We start from the raw sequence: 15,230 nt of genomic DNA, 5'->3' as shown, positions 1-15,230 counted from the left end.
GGGGTCTCTCACGGCCTTCGCGGGCCGTTCCTCTGCTGCCATATCACCTTGGCGGTGGCCACGTACGCCTCCGCGCGCGCGAGGTGCCCCGTGGGGGGCGGACAATCGTCCAGACGGTGGTAGAGCGCGATCATCTCGTTGACCAGCACCCGGCCCTCACGGGTGAGTGCCGCCGAGCCGGCCAGCACGGGCAGTACGGCCCCGACCTGTTCGCGGCAGCGGGCGTGCTCGGCCCAGGCCAGGTCCCGGTGGGTGACGCGCCGGGCGTTGAGTGCGAACCGCTGCCAGTAGTCGGCGAGCGCGATGTGCGAGTAGGCGCCCTGCAGGAGGCCGTCGAAGGGCCGGGGGTCGGAGCGCCAGGGGGCGAAGTGGCGCGGCTCGGCGTCCTCGTGGTGCAGCGGTACGAGGGCGCAGAGCGCGGCCAGTTTGGTGTGCTGGAGCTCGTGGACGAGGGTGGAGGCGAAGTAGGCGGGGGTGGCGGGTTTGCTGCTGAGGACGGCGCCGAACGCCTCCCGCCTGGTGCCGCTGCAGTGTGCCGCGCTCTCGCCGACGGGTCCGGAGCCGGGCGGCGGGCCGAGCGGGACCAGGCAGCGCAGCAGGAGCGCCGCTTCGGTGAGGCGGTGTTCGCCGCCGATGCCGAGCAGGGGCGCCACTCCGGCCCAGGACTCGGCCCAGGACTTGCGTTCGCGGTCGTCGATGTGGGTGGCGGCGCTCAGCCCGTGCCGCTGGAGTCCGCGGCCGTCGGTGCGGTAGGGGTCGACGTCGTCCAGGGACACGGGGCCGATGCCGTGCCGCACGGCGGGCAGGGCGAGCACCGGCAGCCAGCGCGGGTCGGCCGATCCGGTGGCGCCGTCCGGCTGCGGGTGTGCGACGAGGGGTGATACGGCCGCGCCGTCCTCACGCATCGTCAGTTCACCGGCACGGAAGGCGACGTCGACGGCCACGGGGGTTTCGGACGTCGTGCGCAGGGCGCCCAGGGTGGGCAGCGCCAGGAGCCCGTCGTGTGCGGTGAGCCGGGTCGCGAACGGGATTCCGGCACGGATCGCGGCAGCGGCCGCCAGGGCACTCAAGTGGTCCAGATCGGCGCGGAGTTCGGGGTCGGGGACGGTGCCGGAGAGGGAAGCGGGGGCAGGGGCGGAGAGACCGCGCAGGCAGCGTCGGGCCCAGGGGCCGGTGAGCGGGTGCAGCAGGACGGCGCGCACGGCGGCCCGGTCGGCGCGTTCGGCCGCCTCCAGCAGGGCCCAGTCCGCGCGGAGGCGGTCGAGCGCCCGGGGCGGGCAGACGGCGGCGGGGGCCGCCCCGGCCGCGTCGAGCAGGGCCCGCAGCAGGACGAGGCGGCGGGTGTCCTGGTCGCGCACGAGGACTTCGAGGGTGCGGGAGTCGCCCTCGGTGCGGCCGAGCTGGCGCAGCATGTGGTCCGTGAGTGGGGGGATCATCGGCGTTCTCCTGCGGTTGCGTCGGACAGCCGGGCGGCGACGTGGCGCACCAGCCGTTCGAGGTCGGCGCAGTAGACGGACGGGTTGGCGAAGCCGTTCTCTGCGCGGTAGCGGTGGGCGTAGTGGCCGCCCCCGCAGACGGTCAGCAGCGGGCAGGCGCGGCAGGCGGCGGCGAGCGCGTCGGCGCCTGCCCGGCGGGCGGCGACGCCGGGGTGGCGCAGGGCGTCGTCGAAGGTGTGGTGGAAGACGTCGAGCCCGGTGGCCGCGGCCGTGTCGTAGGCGGACTTGAGGGAGTCGACCTGTTCGATCGTCCCGTCCGTCTCGACCACGATCGCGTCGACGGGGTCGAGGCCGAGGGACTCGGTGGCGCCGGGCAGGCCCAGCAGCAGGGCGACGCACTCCTCGAAGAGCCGGACCCGGGTCTCCCGCCGGCCGGTGCGCCACCAGCGGTCGAAGACGGTGACGAGCCAGTCGCCGTACGGGGTCGGGCGGCCGGGACCCGCGGGCGGGAGGCCGGGCGGCGGGTTGGTCCAGTTGCCGTGCGGCAGCAGCAGGTCGATCGCCGGGGGGCGCAGGTCGAGCAGCGACTCGTACGTCTCGATCGGGTCGCTGCGGGGGTCGACGACGGTGAGGATGCCCGCGTAGGCGTCGGGGTGCCGTTCGGCGAGGAGCCGGGCGCCGCGTGACGCGGCGGGCCAGGAGGGGCGTCCCGCGCGGTCGGTGCGCCGGGCGTTGTGGGCGGCCAGGCCGCCGTCGAGGCTGATGCCGATGCGTATGCCGTGCCGGGCGAGCGTGGCGGTGCGGGCCCCGGTGAGGAGGGTGGCGTTGGTCTGGAGGGTGGTGTGGACGGTGCAGCCGTCGGGTGCCAGGTCGCGTACCCGGTCGGCGAAGGCGGCCAGCCGGTCGGCGCCCGCGAGGAGGGGTTCGCCGCCGTGCAGGACGAGTGCGATGTCGCGCAGTCCGTGGGCCGCCGCGTGTTCGGCGATGCGGTGCGCGGTGCGGTCGAGGACGGCGGGCGCGGCGGCGGCCGGTCGGTCGCGCCAGGTTCGGTCGGGGCCCTCGTAGAGGTAGCAGTAACGGCAGGCGAGGTTGCAGCGGCCGTGCATCTTGACGATGAACTGCCCGAAGGAAGGCCGGATCTGGCTGTTCCCGGCGCACGGGGGCGGTTTCGGCGTCGCCTGTCGAGACACTCCCGCACCCCCGCGCCGTTCATGTTCGCCGGTGCGGCCCCCGTTGCCGCCCCGAGGCGAGTATCCCTGGCCCGCCGGGCGGGCAAACCCGTCCCGCGTCACGATGTCCTGTTCAACCGGCCCCCGGACCGAAATCGTGTGGCCCCGGCACCTTTCTTCCGGTGCCGGGGTGCGAGGACCGGCGGAGGACGCCGGGAGGAACAGGGGTCAGAACGCGTTGGTGAACCCCCACAGCATCTCGCGCGGTTGCTCGGCCCGCCCGCGCAGGTCCGCGACCACCTCGGCGAGCACCGGGTGGTCCAGTGTCCGCAGCGACTCCAGATCGAGCCCCAGCAGGTCCGGCAGCGCGTCCGGCCCTCCGGTCGGCCCGCCGTCCGGGATGTTCCCGTGTACCGTCTCGCTCATCACGCCTCCCCGTAAGCACCGCTCGTGCCCGCCCCGGCGCGCTCGCCCTCGAACGCGCCTCGCCGGACCCGTGTCCTCGATCTGCTGATCCGTGGCCCGTGGTTCGTGGCCCGCGATCCGTGCGCCGGCACGAATCCCGTCCCCGCAACAGGTCGCCACTGTACGAATGCCCCGCAGGGCCGGGGCTACGCCTGGTGGAGCGTACGGCCCGGCGGCGCGTCGGGCCGTGTGAACCGGCTCCGGTCGTACGCCGGTTCGCAGGACTCCGTGCGGCGGCGGCCCCGCGCCGCATGCCGTTCCCGCCGGACCTCCGCCGCTCAACGTTCCAGTTCCGCCAGCCGTTCAGTGGTCGATTCGCCCGCGGCGCCACCGCCGTCCGGCAGTTTGCGCCACTCCTGTCGGGCGGCCCAGTACGCCGCGCGGGCCGCCCGGGGGCGTTCCGCCCGCTCGTACGTCACGCCCCGCCAGTGGTGGGCCGTGGCCTGCAACTCGACGGCCCGGCGCACCTGTTGCGGTGCGTCGGGGTCCGCCTCCGCCACGCCCGCCGCCTCCGCCGCGCCCCGGAACGCCTCGGCCGCGTCGTCGAGTCGGGCGGGGCGCCGCAGCACCCGGGAGGCGTCGAGGTGGGCGCGGCCCAGCTCCAGCCAGCAGCGCGCCTCGGTCAGCGGGTCGACCGCCTCCCGGGCCGCGAGGCCGAAGAGGTGCTCGGCCTCCCTCAGGTCGACCCGGTCCTCGGTGGCCCGGTGGCGCAGCATCAGCGCCCTGCCCAGCATCAGCAGCCGTTCGGCCTGGTGCGCGCTGCCCGCCGCCGTCTCCGTGCGGCAGTCGCGCAGCACCCGGATCGCGGCACCGACGTGCGGCCCGCCGTCGGGCAGCCGGGCCCGGCGCAGCAGGGTGCCGCCCCATTCGGCGAGCAGGTCGGCGTGGGCCTGCGAGTCGCGCGGGACGCCCCGGGCGGCCTGTGCGAACAGGTCGGCCGCCGCCACGAGTTCGTCCGGCTCACCGGTGTGCTCGTACCGTGCGACGCGGGCCCGCCCGGCCCTGATCCGCAGCGAGGCGCGCAGCCGCTGGTCGCGCACGGTCTCCAGGGCCTGCTCGATCAGGGTCGCGGCCTCGTCCGGCTCCTCGCCGGAGCCGAGCAGGGCGTCCACCAGGTCCAGCAGGATGCGCACCTCGGTGCCCATGGTGTACCGGCCGCCCTGCTCGAACGCGGTGCGCAGGGAGCGGGCCGCCTGGCCGGCGTACACCCGGGACTGTTCGACGTCGGCGGTGGCGCCGGCCAGTTTCAGCAGGGTCCTGCCGTGCGCCAGGGGGAGGGACGCGGGCCGGTTCTCCTGGTCGGGCCAGACGTCGGCGAACGCCTCCAGCATCCCGCAGGCCGCCTGCAGCAGGGCGGTGTCGCCGTCGAGCCGCCATTGCGCCTCCAGGGCCCGGACCCGTTCCAGGGTGAGCCGGAGCGCCTCGGCGGGTTCCAGGCCGGGGGCCGCGCAGGCGGCCGTGTACTCGCGGTCGGCGCGCCGCAGCAGCTCCACCGCGCCGCGCCGGTCGCCGCGCCGCCGCCGGTCGTCGGCCGCGGCGTGCAGCACCTTGGCCAGTACGGCCCGTTCGCGTACGGAGCCGGGGTGCTCGGCGGCCCGTTCGGCGGCGTACTCGGCCTCGCGGAGCAGTTCCGCGTCGCCCTGGACCTCCCACAGGCGCAGGACGCAGCGGGAGTACTCCGCCCACAGCCCGGGGCCGGTGCCCTGTTCCCCCTCGCGTCCGGCGGCGCCGCGCAACAGCTGCACGGCGTCGATCAGGTCCTGCACCATGCTGTCCGACTCGAACTTCCGCAGGGAATTCCGGGCCTTCTCCACCGTGGCGTCCGGGGTCCGGACGGCACTCGTGGAGCCGCTTCGTCCGGTCCGTGTCACGAACTGTTCGGGCAGGGGCATGAAACGCTCCAGTACGCGGACCGCCACCTCGGCGAAGGGGTGGGGGACCCGCGACGCGCCGCTCGCGCCGCCCTCCCCGTTCTCGCCGCCCTCCTCGGCCTCTTCATCGGGTGCGCCGTTCCCGGCGGTGCCCGTGGGACGGGCGTGCCGCGATGGTCCGTGCCTGCCCTCGCCGAGCTGGGCGAAGGCCAGGGCGGGGAAGTTCGGCCCGCCCTTCCCGAACCGCTGCTCGATGTACTCCGAGCAGTGCTTCAGCACCAGCAGCGCCTCGTCACGCCCCAGCGGTCCGAGCAGCGCCTCCCGGACGCCGGGCACGAACTCGAACCACTGCCCGTCGTCACCGTCACCGTCGCCGTCCTCGCCCCTGCTCCGGGTCAGCAGGCCGCTCAGCAGCACCTCGGCCAGTTCGGAGGGGCCGGAGTGGGGCAGCATCGTGCGCTGCACCAGTTGCATCACCGGCAGATGAAGCGGTGCCGCCGCGAGGTAGACGGCCAGTTGTCCGGCGACCGGTGAGGCCGCCGAGCGGAAGCGGCTGACCAGTTGGAGCGAGGACAGGCCGCCGCCGGAACGCTGTGCCGCGGCGGCCGGCTGATCGGCCCGCACCCAGCCGACCGCGCCGGAGATGTGTCCCGCGCCGCTGCCGGAGAGCAGCCTCGCCCAGGCCGCCAGCGCGGCCTCCACCGGCGGGAGCACCGGGACCGCGAGGGCGCCCGGGTGCACGGCGGGGCCGGTGCCCGGCTGTTCCACCACCTTCAGGACGGCGGCTCCGCCGGGTCCGTCGCCCCGGGACAGCGAGCCGTAGGTGACCGGCAGCCTGGTCCGGTTCCACATCCGCTGCGGCAGCGGCTGGAGCACGGCGGCGGGGGCCTGCCCCGCCAGGTGGTGCAGCAGCCGGTGGGCCCGTCCGCTGTGCCAGAGCGGGCCGGCGCAGTCGCTGACCAGGACGGTGACGCGGCGCCCGGTCGGGTCGCTCAGCCGGTCCGCGGAGCTGAGCGGCGCGGCGGCCGGGTCGGGACTGCGGCTCACCGCGGCCGCGCCGTCGGGCCCCTGGTGCAGATAGCGGACCTGGACGTCCCTGAAGGCACCCAACTGGGCGAATATCTGCTGGAGTTCACCGAACATCCGGTCCCACACCAGCATCGAGGACGAGGCGTCCATGACGCACTGGAGGACCGCTTCGCGCCGGGACTCGCCCCGGAACACCGGCATGATCAGCCCGCCGGCCCGGGCGCTTCGCTCCGCGGTCGCCACCTCGTCGAGGGTGCGGCGCAGCGGCGGGGCGGGCGGGCGGTAGCGCTGCAACGGACGCATCGCGCGCTGGAGTCGCAGCGGTGCGGGGAGGACCGGCGCGGCGGGCACCCCGAACGTGAGGGCCCGCGCTCCGCCCCTTCCCGTGCCCGCCCGCCCGGTGTCCGGCGGGGTGCCGGGCCGGGCGGCGGGGGCTGCGGTGCGCGGTACGGGGTAGAGGGTGATCCGCCGGTCGGCGCCCGCCCGGTCGTCCGGTGCGGGACCGTCGTCCGGTTCGTCCTCCGTCCCGGCGTCCGTCCCGGTGTCCGGCGGTTCCACGGCACCGGGCCCGGTGCGTGCGGACGGCCCGGCCGCCCCCTCCCGGGGGAGCCGGACGAGCGGAACGTCGCCCTCCGCGATGGCGTCGACCGGTGGTGCGTCCGGGTGCCGGGCCCATCGGGCCAGCCAGAAGGCGTCACGGAGCTGCTCGACGTCGGGATCGAGCCCGGCCTCGCGCAACCGCGCCACGAACGCGGGGTAGAGCCCGGCGTCATCGGCGGCGGCCGGAGCGCTCTCCGGTACCGGCACGCCTTCCGGCACGGACACTCCCTCCGGTGTCGCGGCGTGGTCGGGGTCGTGCCCTCCGTCCGGCCCGTGTCGTGGCCCGGCGCCCGTCATCGGCTCATCACCTCGGCCGGTCGAGTCGCTGGATGAGCAGGTCCGCGAGCCGGTCGCGGCCCGCCGGGGCGGCGGCGTCGGTGAGGTAGATCGCGTTCAGCAGCTGGTCGGTGGCGAGGAGTTCGCTGCGGGACCGCTCCAGGAAGTGGGCGATGAGGTCGTCCCCGGAGCGGGCCGCCTCGTCGCCCAGGTGGGCGCGGACGAACGTGGCCAGACGCTGGTGGTCGGGGCGGCCGAGCTCCAGGTGGATGCAGCGGCGCATCAGGGGTGCCGGGAAGTCCCGTTCGCCGTTGCTGGTGAGCACCACGAACGGGAAGGACGTGCACTGCACCCGGCCGCCGCGCACCTTCACCCTGTTGCCGTCGTCGTCGAGCACCTCCGCCTCCCCGTCGGGCAGCCGGTCGGCGATCCGCTCCAGCTCGGGGATGCCGAACTCGCCCTCCTCCAGGACGTTGAGCAGGTCGTTGGGGAGGTCGATGTCGCTCTTGTCGAGCTCGTCGATCAGCAGCACCCGCGGCCGTTCGGAGGGCAGCAGCGCGGTGCCGAGCGGGCCGAGCCTGATGTAGCTGCCCACGTCACCGGCGACGTCCGTGCCGCCCGTGCCCGCCGCGGCGCCGTGCGCGGCGATCTGCACGTCCTGGAGCCGGGCGATGGCGTCGTAGTGGTACAGCCCGTCGAGCAGCGTCGTCCGGCTCACGATCGGCCAGCGCAGGACCCGGCCGAGTCCGAGCTCGTGGGCGACGGAGTGGGCCAGGGTGCTCTTGCCCGCGCCGGGGGTGCCGGTGACCAGCAGGGGACGCCGCAGATAGAGCGCGGCGTTGATCATTTCGAGCTCCTCGGCACCCGGCCGGTGGAGCTCGGCGATGTGCCGGTGGCCGCCGAGCCTGCGGTCGGCGGAGCCGTCCCCGTCCGCCTCGTCCGGGTCCGGCGCGCCACGGCTCGCGAAGTCCCGCCAGGGCGGCGGCGGAGGCAGCCGTTCGATGCCTTCGTGCGGTTCGCCGGCCCCTCGGTAGATGAGCCACTCGCTGGGTTCACTCATAACGTGTTCCTCGTCGTCACTCGTCCGCCAGGGCCGGCAGTCGAACGTGCTTCACGGTAGTCATCCGGCACACGCCCCGTAAGGGGATTCACGGTGCTTGCAGCAACTCACCGGCGCCGCACGCCGGATGTTGCGGGTCGTCGAACATCAGCACCACACCATGGGACCAATACGTCTCCGCCTGCCCCGCGAACACCCCTTGTCTCAGTTCATGGATCCTTCGCGGGAGTTGGTCGGCCAACCGGCTCCCGGCGACCGTGTCGCCGACCCGGAGGTGGAACTCCGTGCAGACCGCGGCCGGTTCGGATCCGGGCCGCCGCCACAGGGCCACGCCGAAGCCGCCGTCGAGCACGCGCACGAACCCCGCGAGGCTCTGCGCGTCGCCGCTCCCGCCGTACCGGCAGAGCACCGGGACGGTCTCGTAACCCAGTTCGCGCAGCTCCGCCACCGCGGGTACGGATACCCGCAACGCGTCCGCGCAGTCGACGACCGCGGCCCTCATCGGGCCGGTCCGGGTGCGGTTCCAGCGCGCCTCGCGCTCCCGGAACCCGTCGTCGGACGGTTCGGGGCGCTCGTCCGAGCAGCGGACGACCACCGGCCGCTGGACCCCGAGCGGCCGTCCGTCCGGCGGCAGCCGCCACTCCTCGACCTCCAGGTCCAGCAGCGCGAGCGGCACCGAGACCTGGAGGACGGCGGGGCTGCCGGGTTCGTCGCACAGCCGGAACGCCTCGGTGAGGGGCGCGGCGAGTCTGCACCGCAGGTCACCGACCGCCGTTCCCTGGCTGTCCTCGGTCATGGGCACGTCCTGGCCGGAGGGGGAGGCCACGATCCGCCAGTCGTAGCTGCCCGGCTCCCAGGCGCGCGTCTGGAGGCTCAGCAGGACGAACGGCGCGGCAGGCGGCGGGCCGTCCGGTATGCCGGCCGACGGCCCGGGGTCCTGCCGGTGTCCGAGGGCGGGGTCGTGCGGAGCCGGGTCGTACGGGGCCTGGTCGTGCCGGGCCGGATCGTCCTGGGCGGGGTCGTACCGCTCCCGGTGCCGGAGTCTGGTCATCTCCAGGCGGAACGGCAGGTCGAGCCCGTTCTTCGCCGTCTCCTTCACCCAGTCCCACAGGGCTTCCTCGGCAAGCTTGGTGGAGGGCACCACGTAGGGGCGCTCGGCGGCGATGACGCCCATGCAGTAGCGCAGGACGAGCTTCAGCGCCTCGGTGCCCTCGCGCGCGTCGTAGAGGATGCCCAGCCCGTCGCGCCAGCCGCGCGGGGCGGGGACGCCGACCGGCCGGTACGCGTGGCCCAGGCCGCCGAGGATGTCGAGGAGGTTGCGGGTGCTGACCGGCGGCGGGAGTTTGGCGAGCCGGCCGAGCAGGTCGACGCGCTGCTGCGGGGTGAGGGCCGGGCCCGCCGTGGTGCCCAGGTCCCGTTGGACGTCCGCCCAGGTCTCCTCGCCGTCGACGGGGTTGTCGTGCCGGTCGGCGTGGTAGCGGTCGTGGGCGTGGAACACGGCCTGGTACGGGTCGTCGGACTCGGCGGTCGCCGCCGACTCCGGCACGGGGAGCGTGCGCAGCCGCTCGATGCCGATGGCCGTGCCGCCGGTGGCGTCGTCGGAGCGCGACTTGAGGATGCCGACGACCTCGCCGCGGGCCAGGTCCACGAGGGGCCCGCCGGACATCCCCGGATACAGCTGGCTCGCCTCGATCAGCATCTGTTCGTCGCCGTCGGACCAGTCGTCGATGGTGCCCACCACCCGGCACTCCCGGCCGAGCCGCTTGAGCGTCCCGGCCCCGCCGTCCGCCCAGCCCGCGAAGTAGTACGCGCCCCGGCCCAGCCCCGTGGAACGCTCGCTGAGGTACACGCAGGGGTGGTCGACGGGGCGCAGCAGCTGGATCAGCGCGAGGTCGGGGGCCGGCCATCCGCCGGTGGCGGGCCGCTCCTCGGGCAGGGCGGCCACGACGGTGCCCCCGACGGTGACGGCCTCGCCGCCGCGGGCCGTCTTGTAGACCACGTCCACCTGGCGTCCCCTCCCCTCCGACGCCACGTGCGCGCACGTGAGGACCCAGCTCGGGGCGATGAAGAAGCCGCTCCCCAGGAAGTCGCCCCCGGATTCCCCAGGGGCATACCCGGGCTCCGGACGATGGATGCGCACCGTCGCGTCCTTCACGAGGCTCATCAGAGCGGACTCCCCGCCGTTCGGGCCGGTCCACGCGCCCCCGCCCGGCAGCCGCGTCACGATCCGCTTCCGTCCTCCGGCCCGGTGCCGCTCGCGTGCGCCGGTGCGCCGGCGGACGCCCCGGCGGGCGGATCGCCGCCGGCCGGATCGTCGGCGGCCGGGGCCCCGGCCGTCGACGGAGGCACGGGCACGGGAGCGGGAGCGGGCTGCCCGGCGGAAGGCGCGGGCGCCGGTGCCGGGGGTCCGATCAGGGGCGGCGTCGAGGGCGCGGGCGGCGGGACGACGGCCGCGGGTGCGGGCGGGGCGGCCGGCTGCCCGGTCGTCCGCGCCGGCACCTGCGCGGGGGACGACGGGTCGACGGGCGGGCCGCCGCCGTTCCAGGTCAGGGTGACCTTGATCGACCCCTTGGCCTCGCCGTCCGCGAGGAGTCCGACGACCTTGCCCGCCTTCGCGGTGAGCTCGATGCCGAACTCGACGCTGACCTCGTCGGGCCGTACGGACCGCAGCGGCTCGGCGAGCGAACGCGCGACGCTGGTCACGACGCCGTGCAGACTCTCGACGCGGGCCTGCACCCGGTCCGACATCCGGTCCGACGCCCGGTCCGGCCTCCGCTCGGTCCGGATGTCCGTGAAGGACGGACCCGACCCGGGGCGCGCCCCGACGTCCGTGAACGACGGACCCGTCGATGCCACCGGTTCCGCCTCTTCCGCCGGCTCCGCCAGCTCCTCCGCACCGGAGATCCGTGCCCAGACCTCCGTGCCGTCGGGCATCTCGATACGCGTGATGCGGGCCCCGCTGTCGCCCATGAAAACCCCCCGTTCCCCAACTACCCGCAGGCTAACGGCAGTACGCACCCGAAGCGAGGGACACGAGGAAGCGCGCGGACCGGGACGCGGGGGCGGTCCCGGCCGGTTCCGTACGGGCTCCGGACCGGGTTCGGGCCGGGTTCGGGCCGGGTTCGGGCCGGGCCTGGCGGGGCCGCCACCAGGCATTAGGCTTGGCGCATGTACTTCACCGACCGCGGTATCGAGGAGCTGGAGAAGCGGCGAGGCGAGGAGGAGGTCACCTTCGAGTGGCTCGCCGAGCAGCTGCGCACGTTCGTCGACCTCAACCCCGACTTCGAGGTGCCGGTCGAGCGCCTCGCGACCTGGCTGGCCCGGCTCGACGACGAGGACGACGAGTAACCACCCGCGCCAACCGCCGCGCCCGGGTCCTCACCGACCCCTCGCGTCCGTCGCGGACGACGAGGAGGCCGAGCGCTCCGTGCACCAGCAGCAGCAACCCCGCCAGGACCCAGCCGCCCCCGCGCCGCCTGATCCCCCAGAGGGTCAGCGGCAGTCCGACGGCGAGCTGGGCGCCGGCCAGCGCACGGGCCCGGGGGCCGCGCGTCCAGGGGCCGAGGCGGCTGTTCCCGACCGCGTCGAGCCCGGTCCGTACCGCCTCGCGCGGGCCGGGCCGGACGATCGGTTCCGCTCCGGGGCACTCGTCGGCCGCCGCGTACAGCCGGTCGCCGGGCGTGTCCGGGTCCAGGCCCTCCGGGAGGAACAGCCCGATCCGGGTGAGGACGGCCAGCAGTCCGCGCAGCCGGGTGCGGGCGTCGGCGTCCGGATCGGGCCGGATCAGCTCTTCGAGCGCCTGCACGTCCAGTACGGGATCGAGGCCGAGCCGCTCGGCGAGCGTGCGCACGGCCTCCTCCTCGCCGGCCGGGGTGCCGTCCGCGAGCCAGACGTAGCCGACCGGGCGGCGGAAACCCGACGCGAGCAGGCAGCCGGCCCGGTCGCCGTCCCACCACAGGGCGAGCACCGGCCACGCCGAACCGACCGCGAGCGCGGCGGCCCAGCCGGCCACGACCCGGTCCACCGGCTCCGCACCGTCCCCGTCGCCGTCCGCGCCGCCACCCGCCCCCGCAGCCGTGTCCTGCCAGGGCCTTCCCTCCGGCACGAGGGCGGACCAGTCGTCCCCGGCGGGCACGAGCAGCATCCGTTCGCGCAGCAGATGGGCCACCGGTCGCACGATCTCGGGTTCGGCACGGCACAGCAGCAGCGCCCCCACGGGGGATGTCGCTTTCATGCCCCACACCGTAGGCCGGTTCGTCCCGGTTCAGCGCCCTTTGATCGGCCACTGGAATCGCGACACGTCTTGACTTCCCCGGACCGCGATATATCGTCTTCAACAAGAGACGCGATATGTTGCGTCATTCCGTGTTCCTTGGAGGTCAGATCCATGCCTGTGTCGTCATGGGCCATCGCCGAGCCCCGGAAACTGACCTTCGACGACCCCGTGACGTCGCTCAACGTGCGGATCGTCGGGGGCACCGTCAACGTCGTCGGCACCGACGACCCGACCGCCCGGCTGGAGGTCTCCGGCATCGAGGGCCCGCCCCTGACCGTGACCCAGGAGGGCGGCACGCTCACGGTCGCGTACGAGGACCTGCCCTGGCACAACTTCCTCAAGTGGCTCGATCCCAAGGGCCGGCGCCGCAGCGCGGTCGTCTCGCTCACCGTGCCGGCCGGCTCGGCGGTGGAGGTCGGCGTGGTCGGCGCCGGGGCCGTCGTGTCCGGGATCCGCGGGCGCGCGGAGGTGCGGAGCGTCACCGGCGACACCACGCTCGTCGGGCTCACGGGCCCGGTCCGGGCCGAGACCGTGTCCGGGAGCGTGGAGGCCCAGGCGGTCACCGGCGAGCTGCGCTTCCACTCGGTCTCGGGCGACCTGACGGTCGTCGAGGGCGCCGGCACCTCGGTACGGGCGGACTCGGTCAGCGGCGACATGGTGCTGGACCTGGACCCGGGCGGGAACCCCACGGACATCCGGCTGACCACCGTCTCCGGCGGGGTCGCCATCCGGCTGCCGCACCCGGCGGACGCGACGGTCGAGGCCAACACCGCGAGCGGCACCGTCTCCAACGGCTTCGAGGACCTGCGGGTCAGCGGCCAGTGGGGCACGAAGAAGATCACCGGCAAGCTGGGCGCCGGTACCGGCGAACTGCGGGCGACGACCGTCTCGGGATCGATCGCCCTGCTGCGCCGCCCGCCGACCGAGGACGACCCGCACGTTGCCGAGCCGACCGGAAAGGTGCTCTGACATGCCCCCCGTATTCGCCCACGGCCGCCTCCGCCTCTACCTGCTGAAGCTCCTCGACGAGGCTCCCCGGCACGGCTACGAGGTGATCCGGCTGCTGGAGGAACGTTTCCAGGGGCTGTACGCCCCCTCCGCGGGCACGGTCTACCCGCGCCTGGCCAAGCTGGAGGCCGAGGGCCTCGTCACGCACGCCACCGAGGGCGGCCGCAAGGTCTACTCGATCACCGAGGCGGGCCGCGCCGAACTGGCCGACCGCACCGGCGAACTGGCCGACCTGGAGCTGGAGATCCGGGACTCGGTCTCCGAACTGGCCGCCGAGATACGGGACGACGTGCGCGGCGCCGCCGGCAAACTGCGCAGCGAGATGCGCGCCGCCGCGCGCGAGACCAGGCACACCGGCTCCGGCTCCGGGGACGACCGGGAGTCCCCCTTCGGGAACTTCGGGAGCTTCGGGGACTTCGGCGACCTCGGCGACAAGGAGGCGTGGCGGGTCGCGAAGGAGGAGCTGCGCAAGGCCAAGCAGGAGTGGAAGGAACAGGCCCGCCGGGCGAAGGACGAGTCCCGCCGGGCCCGGGAGGACGCCCAGAAGGCCCGGCGCCAGGCCAAGGAGGCCCAGGAGCGGGCGCGCGAGCAGATGCAGAACGCCGCCCGCCAGGTGCAGGAACACTTCGCCCGCGGCGACTGGCCCTCGGGCGTACGGGAGGGGCTGGCCGAGATCACCGGTCAGCTGGGCGGTTTCGCCAGGACGGGCTCGTGGCCCCCGTACATCAAGCCGGAGCCCGCCGACGCCGATCCCGACTGGGGCCGGGACACCGCCCGCACCGGCGACCCGGCCCGCGACCTGGACCGACTGCTCGACCGCTTCCGCGACGACATCCGGGACGCCGCCAGGGACCGGGGGGTCACGGCGGAGCAGGTGGCCGAGGCCCGTCGCCACCTGTCGACGGCGGCGGCGCACATCGGCGCGCTGCTGCGCAAGGACGACGGGGACGACGGCGACGACAAGGGCGGCCCCGGGGAGCGGTGACGGGCCGGAGGAGGGGTGGTGCGCCGGACCCGCACCGGCGCACCACCCCCTTTCCCGTGGCGCTTTCCCGTGACGCGGTTCAGCCCGCCTGCCGCCAGGAACCCCCGTCCGCGTCCCCGGCGCCGTACAGCGCGCGGTTCACCGCCCCGTACGTCGCGCCGTGCGCGGCCAGCACGTCGGCGACCACGCCGGGGCAGGCGGTCAGGGCCAGCAGGATGTGCTCGTCGCCGATGGAGCGGTCCCGGCGTCCCGTCGCGATCCGCAGCGACCTCGCCAGGACGTCCTTCGCCCCGCGGGTGAACGGGCGGCGCCCGGTGCCGCGCCTCCTGCCCCGGTCCAGCGCCCCCTCCCCGTGGGCCTCCTCGACGCGGGCGACGACCTCGGTCACGTCGATGCCGAGTCCGGCCAGCGCCTCGGTGTCGGCCCGGGTCAGCCCGCCGCGACGGCGCGCCTCGGCCAGGTCGACCTCGACGGACGCGCGGCGGTCGGTCAGGCCGAGCGCGGTGAGGGCGAAGCCGGCCCGGCCGCCCTGCCGGTCCAGCAGGGCGAGCAGCAGGTGTTCCTCGGTGATCGATTCGGCGTCGGCCCGTTCGGCACGGGTCACGGCGCCGGTCACGGTCTCCCGGGCGCCCCGGGTGAAACGTTCGAACATCAATGCCTCCCGTACTTCTTGTGCACGGCCTGCCGGCTGACACCCAGCTCGGCCGCGATCTCCTGCCACGACCAGCCCTGCACCCGGGCGCTCCTGACTTGTACGGCTTCCAGTTGTTCCAGCAGTCGGCGCAGCGCGGCGACCGCCCGCAGCCCCACCCGGGGGTCGCGGTCGCCTGCGCGCGCGGCGAGATCCGTCGCTTCGGTCATGTTGTCAATTTAGGTTGACACCCCTCCCTTGTCAACCAGAGTTGACAAGGGAGGGGTGTGCCGGGCCGGGCGTGCTCAGCGCTCCGCGCGGCCGGGCGCCGTCCCGGTCGCCGTGACCGTGACGCGCTCCCCCGCGCGGGCCCGGACCCGCACCTCGTCGCCGTGCCTGCGGACCTCGGCACGGCCTCGCACGG

At 74.9% G+C, this 15,230-nt stretch carries 13 protein-coding genes; 3 read left to right on the top strand and 10 right to left on the bottom strand.

Annotated features, from left to right (window positions below):
• Nucleotides 1–8: 8 nt before the first annotated feature.
• The 7 genes from EAO76_RS30880 to EAO76_RS30850 form a co-directional block, all read right to left on the bottom strand.
• The gene (locus tag EAO76_RS30880) at nucleotides 9–1,436 is read right to left on the bottom strand and encodes an aKG-HExxH-type peptide beta-hydroxylase (protein ID WP_148839172.1); all 1,428 of its coding nucleotides are present in this window, start codon (nucleotides 1,434–1,436) and stop codon (nucleotides 9–11) included.
• The gene (locus EAO76_RS30875) at nucleotides 1,433–2,542 is read right to left on the bottom strand and encodes an FxsB family cyclophane-forming radical SAM/SPASM peptide maturase (protein ID WP_399463386.1); all 1,110 of its coding nucleotides are present in this window, start codon (nucleotides 2,540–2,542) and stop codon (nucleotides 1,433–1,435) included. The genes EAO76_RS30880 and EAO76_RS30875 overlap by 4 nt, the downstream gene beginning before the upstream one ends.
• A 291-nt stretch (nucleotides 2,543–2,833) precedes the next feature.
• Nucleotides 2,834–3,031 carry an FxSxx-COOH cyclophane-containing RiPP peptide gene (gene fxsA, locus EAO76_RS30870; RefSeq protein WP_148839170.1) on the bottom strand — a complete coding sequence of 66 codons (198 nt, stop codon included), beginning with the start codon at nucleotides 3,029–3,031 and terminating at the stop codon, nucleotides 2,834–2,836.
• 317 nt (nucleotides 3,032–3,348) lie between these two features.
• Nucleotides 3,349–6,867, bottom strand: coding sequence for an SAV_2336 N-terminal domain-related protein (locus tag EAO76_RS30865; protein ID WP_187438843.1), 3,519 nt, complete (start codon nucleotides 6,865–6,867; stop codon nucleotides 3,349–3,351).
• Nucleotides 6,868–6,874: 7 nt separating this feature from the next.
• On the bottom strand, nucleotides 6,875–7,906 hold the full coding sequence (locus tag EAO76_RS30860) for a MoxR family ATPase (RefSeq protein ID WP_148839169.1): 1,032 nt from the start codon (nucleotides 7,904–7,906) through the stop codon (nucleotides 6,875–6,877).
• Between the two features lie 88 nt (nucleotides 7,907–7,994).
• The gene (locus EAO76_RS30855) at nucleotides 7,995–10,070 is read right to left on the bottom strand and encodes a trypsin-like peptidase domain-containing protein (protein WP_148839168.1); all 2,076 of its coding nucleotides are present in this window, start codon (nucleotides 10,068–10,070) and stop codon (nucleotides 7,995–7,997) included.
• Nucleotides 10,071–10,126: 56 nt separating this feature from the next.
• Entirely contained in the window at nucleotides 10,127–10,876 is a 750-nt protein-coding gene (locus EAO76_RS30850; protein ID WP_148839167.1) for a CU044_2847 family protein, read from the bottom strand.
• Between the two features lie 198 nt (nucleotides 10,877–11,074).
• On the opposite strand from EAO76_RS30850, the gene EAO76_RS30845 reads away from it, so the two are divergent.
• Complete coding sequence (locus tag EAO76_RS30845) at nucleotides 11,075–11,254, top strand: DUF6104 family protein (protein WP_003992906.1); 180 nt, start codon at nucleotides 11,075–11,077, stop codon at nucleotides 11,252–11,254.
• Here the strand turns inward: EAO76_RS30845 and EAO76_RS30840 are convergent.
• A complete protein-coding gene (locus EAO76_RS30840) occupies nucleotides 11,178–12,140 on the bottom strand; it encodes a hypothetical protein (RefSeq protein ID WP_262375843.1) in 963 nt (320 codons plus the stop codon). The two genes, EAO76_RS30845 and EAO76_RS30840, sit on opposite strands and share 77 nt — an antisense overlap.
• A 153-nt stretch (nucleotides 12,141–12,293) precedes the next feature.
• Here EAO76_RS30840 and EAO76_RS30835 point away from each other — a divergent pair, with 153 nt between their 5' ends.
• Nucleotides 12,294–13,151 (top strand): DUF4097 family beta strand repeat-containing protein, encoded by an 858-nt coding sequence (locus EAO76_RS30835; protein WP_148839166.1) that lies wholly within the window; start codon nucleotides 12,294–12,296, stop codon nucleotides 13,149–13,151.
• 1 nt (nucleotide 13,152) lies between these two features.
• Complete coding sequence (locus tag EAO76_RS30830) at nucleotides 13,153–14,175, top strand: PadR family transcriptional regulator (RefSeq protein WP_148839165.1); 1,023 nt, start codon at nucleotides 13,153–13,155, stop codon at nucleotides 14,173–14,175.
• Between the two features lie 79 nt (nucleotides 14,176–14,254).
• On the opposite strand, the gene EAO76_RS30825 is transcribed toward EAO76_RS30830, so the two are convergent.
• Together EAO76_RS30825 and EAO76_RS30820 are read right to left on the bottom strand one after the other, a co-directional pair.
• Nucleotides 14,255–14,827: a Clp protease N-terminal domain-containing protein gene (locus tag EAO76_RS30825; protein ID WP_148839164.1), complete on the bottom strand. Its 573-nt coding sequence runs from the start codon at nucleotides 14,825–14,827 to the stop codon at nucleotides 14,255–14,257.
• The gene (locus EAO76_RS30820; RefSeq protein ID WP_014154112.1) at nucleotides 14,827–15,036 is read right to left on the bottom strand and encodes a sigma factor-like helix-turn-helix DNA-binding protein; all 210 of its coding nucleotides are present in this window, start codon (nucleotides 15,034–15,036) and stop codon (nucleotides 14,827–14,829) included. The genes EAO76_RS30825 and EAO76_RS30820 overlap by 1 nt, the downstream gene beginning before the upstream one ends.
• Nucleotides 15,037–15,230 lie beyond the last annotated feature (194 nt).

Source organism: Streptomyces sp. sk2.1 (assembly GCF_008120935.1).
Lineage (GTDB): Bacteria > Actinomycetota > Actinomycetes > Streptomycetales > Streptomycetaceae > Streptomyces.
The sequence above is the reverse complement of the archived record's forward strand: the minus strand, read 5'-3'. Positions and strand labels throughout refer to the sequence as shown.

Coding starts and splice junctions, on each gene's coding strand:
- EAO76_RS30880 (WP_148839172.1), bottom strand. CDS start 1,436: ATGATCCCCCCACTCACGGACCACATGCTGCGCCAGCTCGGCCGCACC.
- EAO76_RS30875 (WP_399463386.1), bottom strand. CDS start 2,542: ATGCACGGCCGCTGCAACCTCGCCTGCCGTTACTGCTACCTCTACGAG.
- fxsA (WP_148839170.1), bottom strand. CDS start 3,031: ATGAGCGAGACGGTACACGGGAACATCCCGGACGGCGGGCCGACCGGA.
- EAO76_RS30865 (WP_187438843.1), bottom strand. CDS start 6,867: ATGACGGGCGCCGGGCCACGACACGGGCCGGACGGAGGGCACGACCCC.
- EAO76_RS30860 (WP_148839169.1), bottom strand. CDS start 7,906: ATGAGTGAACCCAGCGAGTGGCTCATCTACCGAGGGGCCGGCGAACCG.
- EAO76_RS30855 (WP_148839168.1), bottom strand. CDS start 10,070: ATGAGCCTCGTGAAGGACGCGACGGTGCGCATCCATCGTCCGGAGCCC.
- EAO76_RS30850 (WP_148839167.1), bottom strand. CDS start 10,876: ATGGGCGACAGCGGGGCCCGCATCACGCGTATCGAGATGCCCGACGGC.
- EAO76_RS30845 (WP_003992906.1), top strand. CDS start 11,075: ATGTACTTCACCGACCGCGGTATCGAGGAGCTGGAGAAGCGGCGAGGC.
- EAO76_RS30840 (WP_262375843.1), bottom strand. CDS start 12,140: ATGAAAGCGACATCCCCCGTGGGGGCGCTGCTGCTGTGCCGTGCCGAA.
- EAO76_RS30835 (WP_148839166.1), top strand. CDS start 12,294: ATGCCTGTGTCGTCATGGGCCATCGCCGAGCCCCGGAAACTGACCTTC.
- EAO76_RS30830 (WP_148839165.1), top strand. CDS start 13,153: ATGCCCCCCGTATTCGCCCACGGCCGCCTCCGCCTCTACCTGCTGAAG.
- EAO76_RS30825 (WP_148839164.1), bottom strand. CDS start 14,827: ATGTTCGAACGTTTCACCCGGGGCGCCCGGGAGACCGTGACCGGCGCC.
- EAO76_RS30820 (WP_014154112.1), bottom strand. CDS start 15,036: ATGACCGAAGCGACGGATCTCGCCGCGCGCGCAGGCGACCGCGACCCC.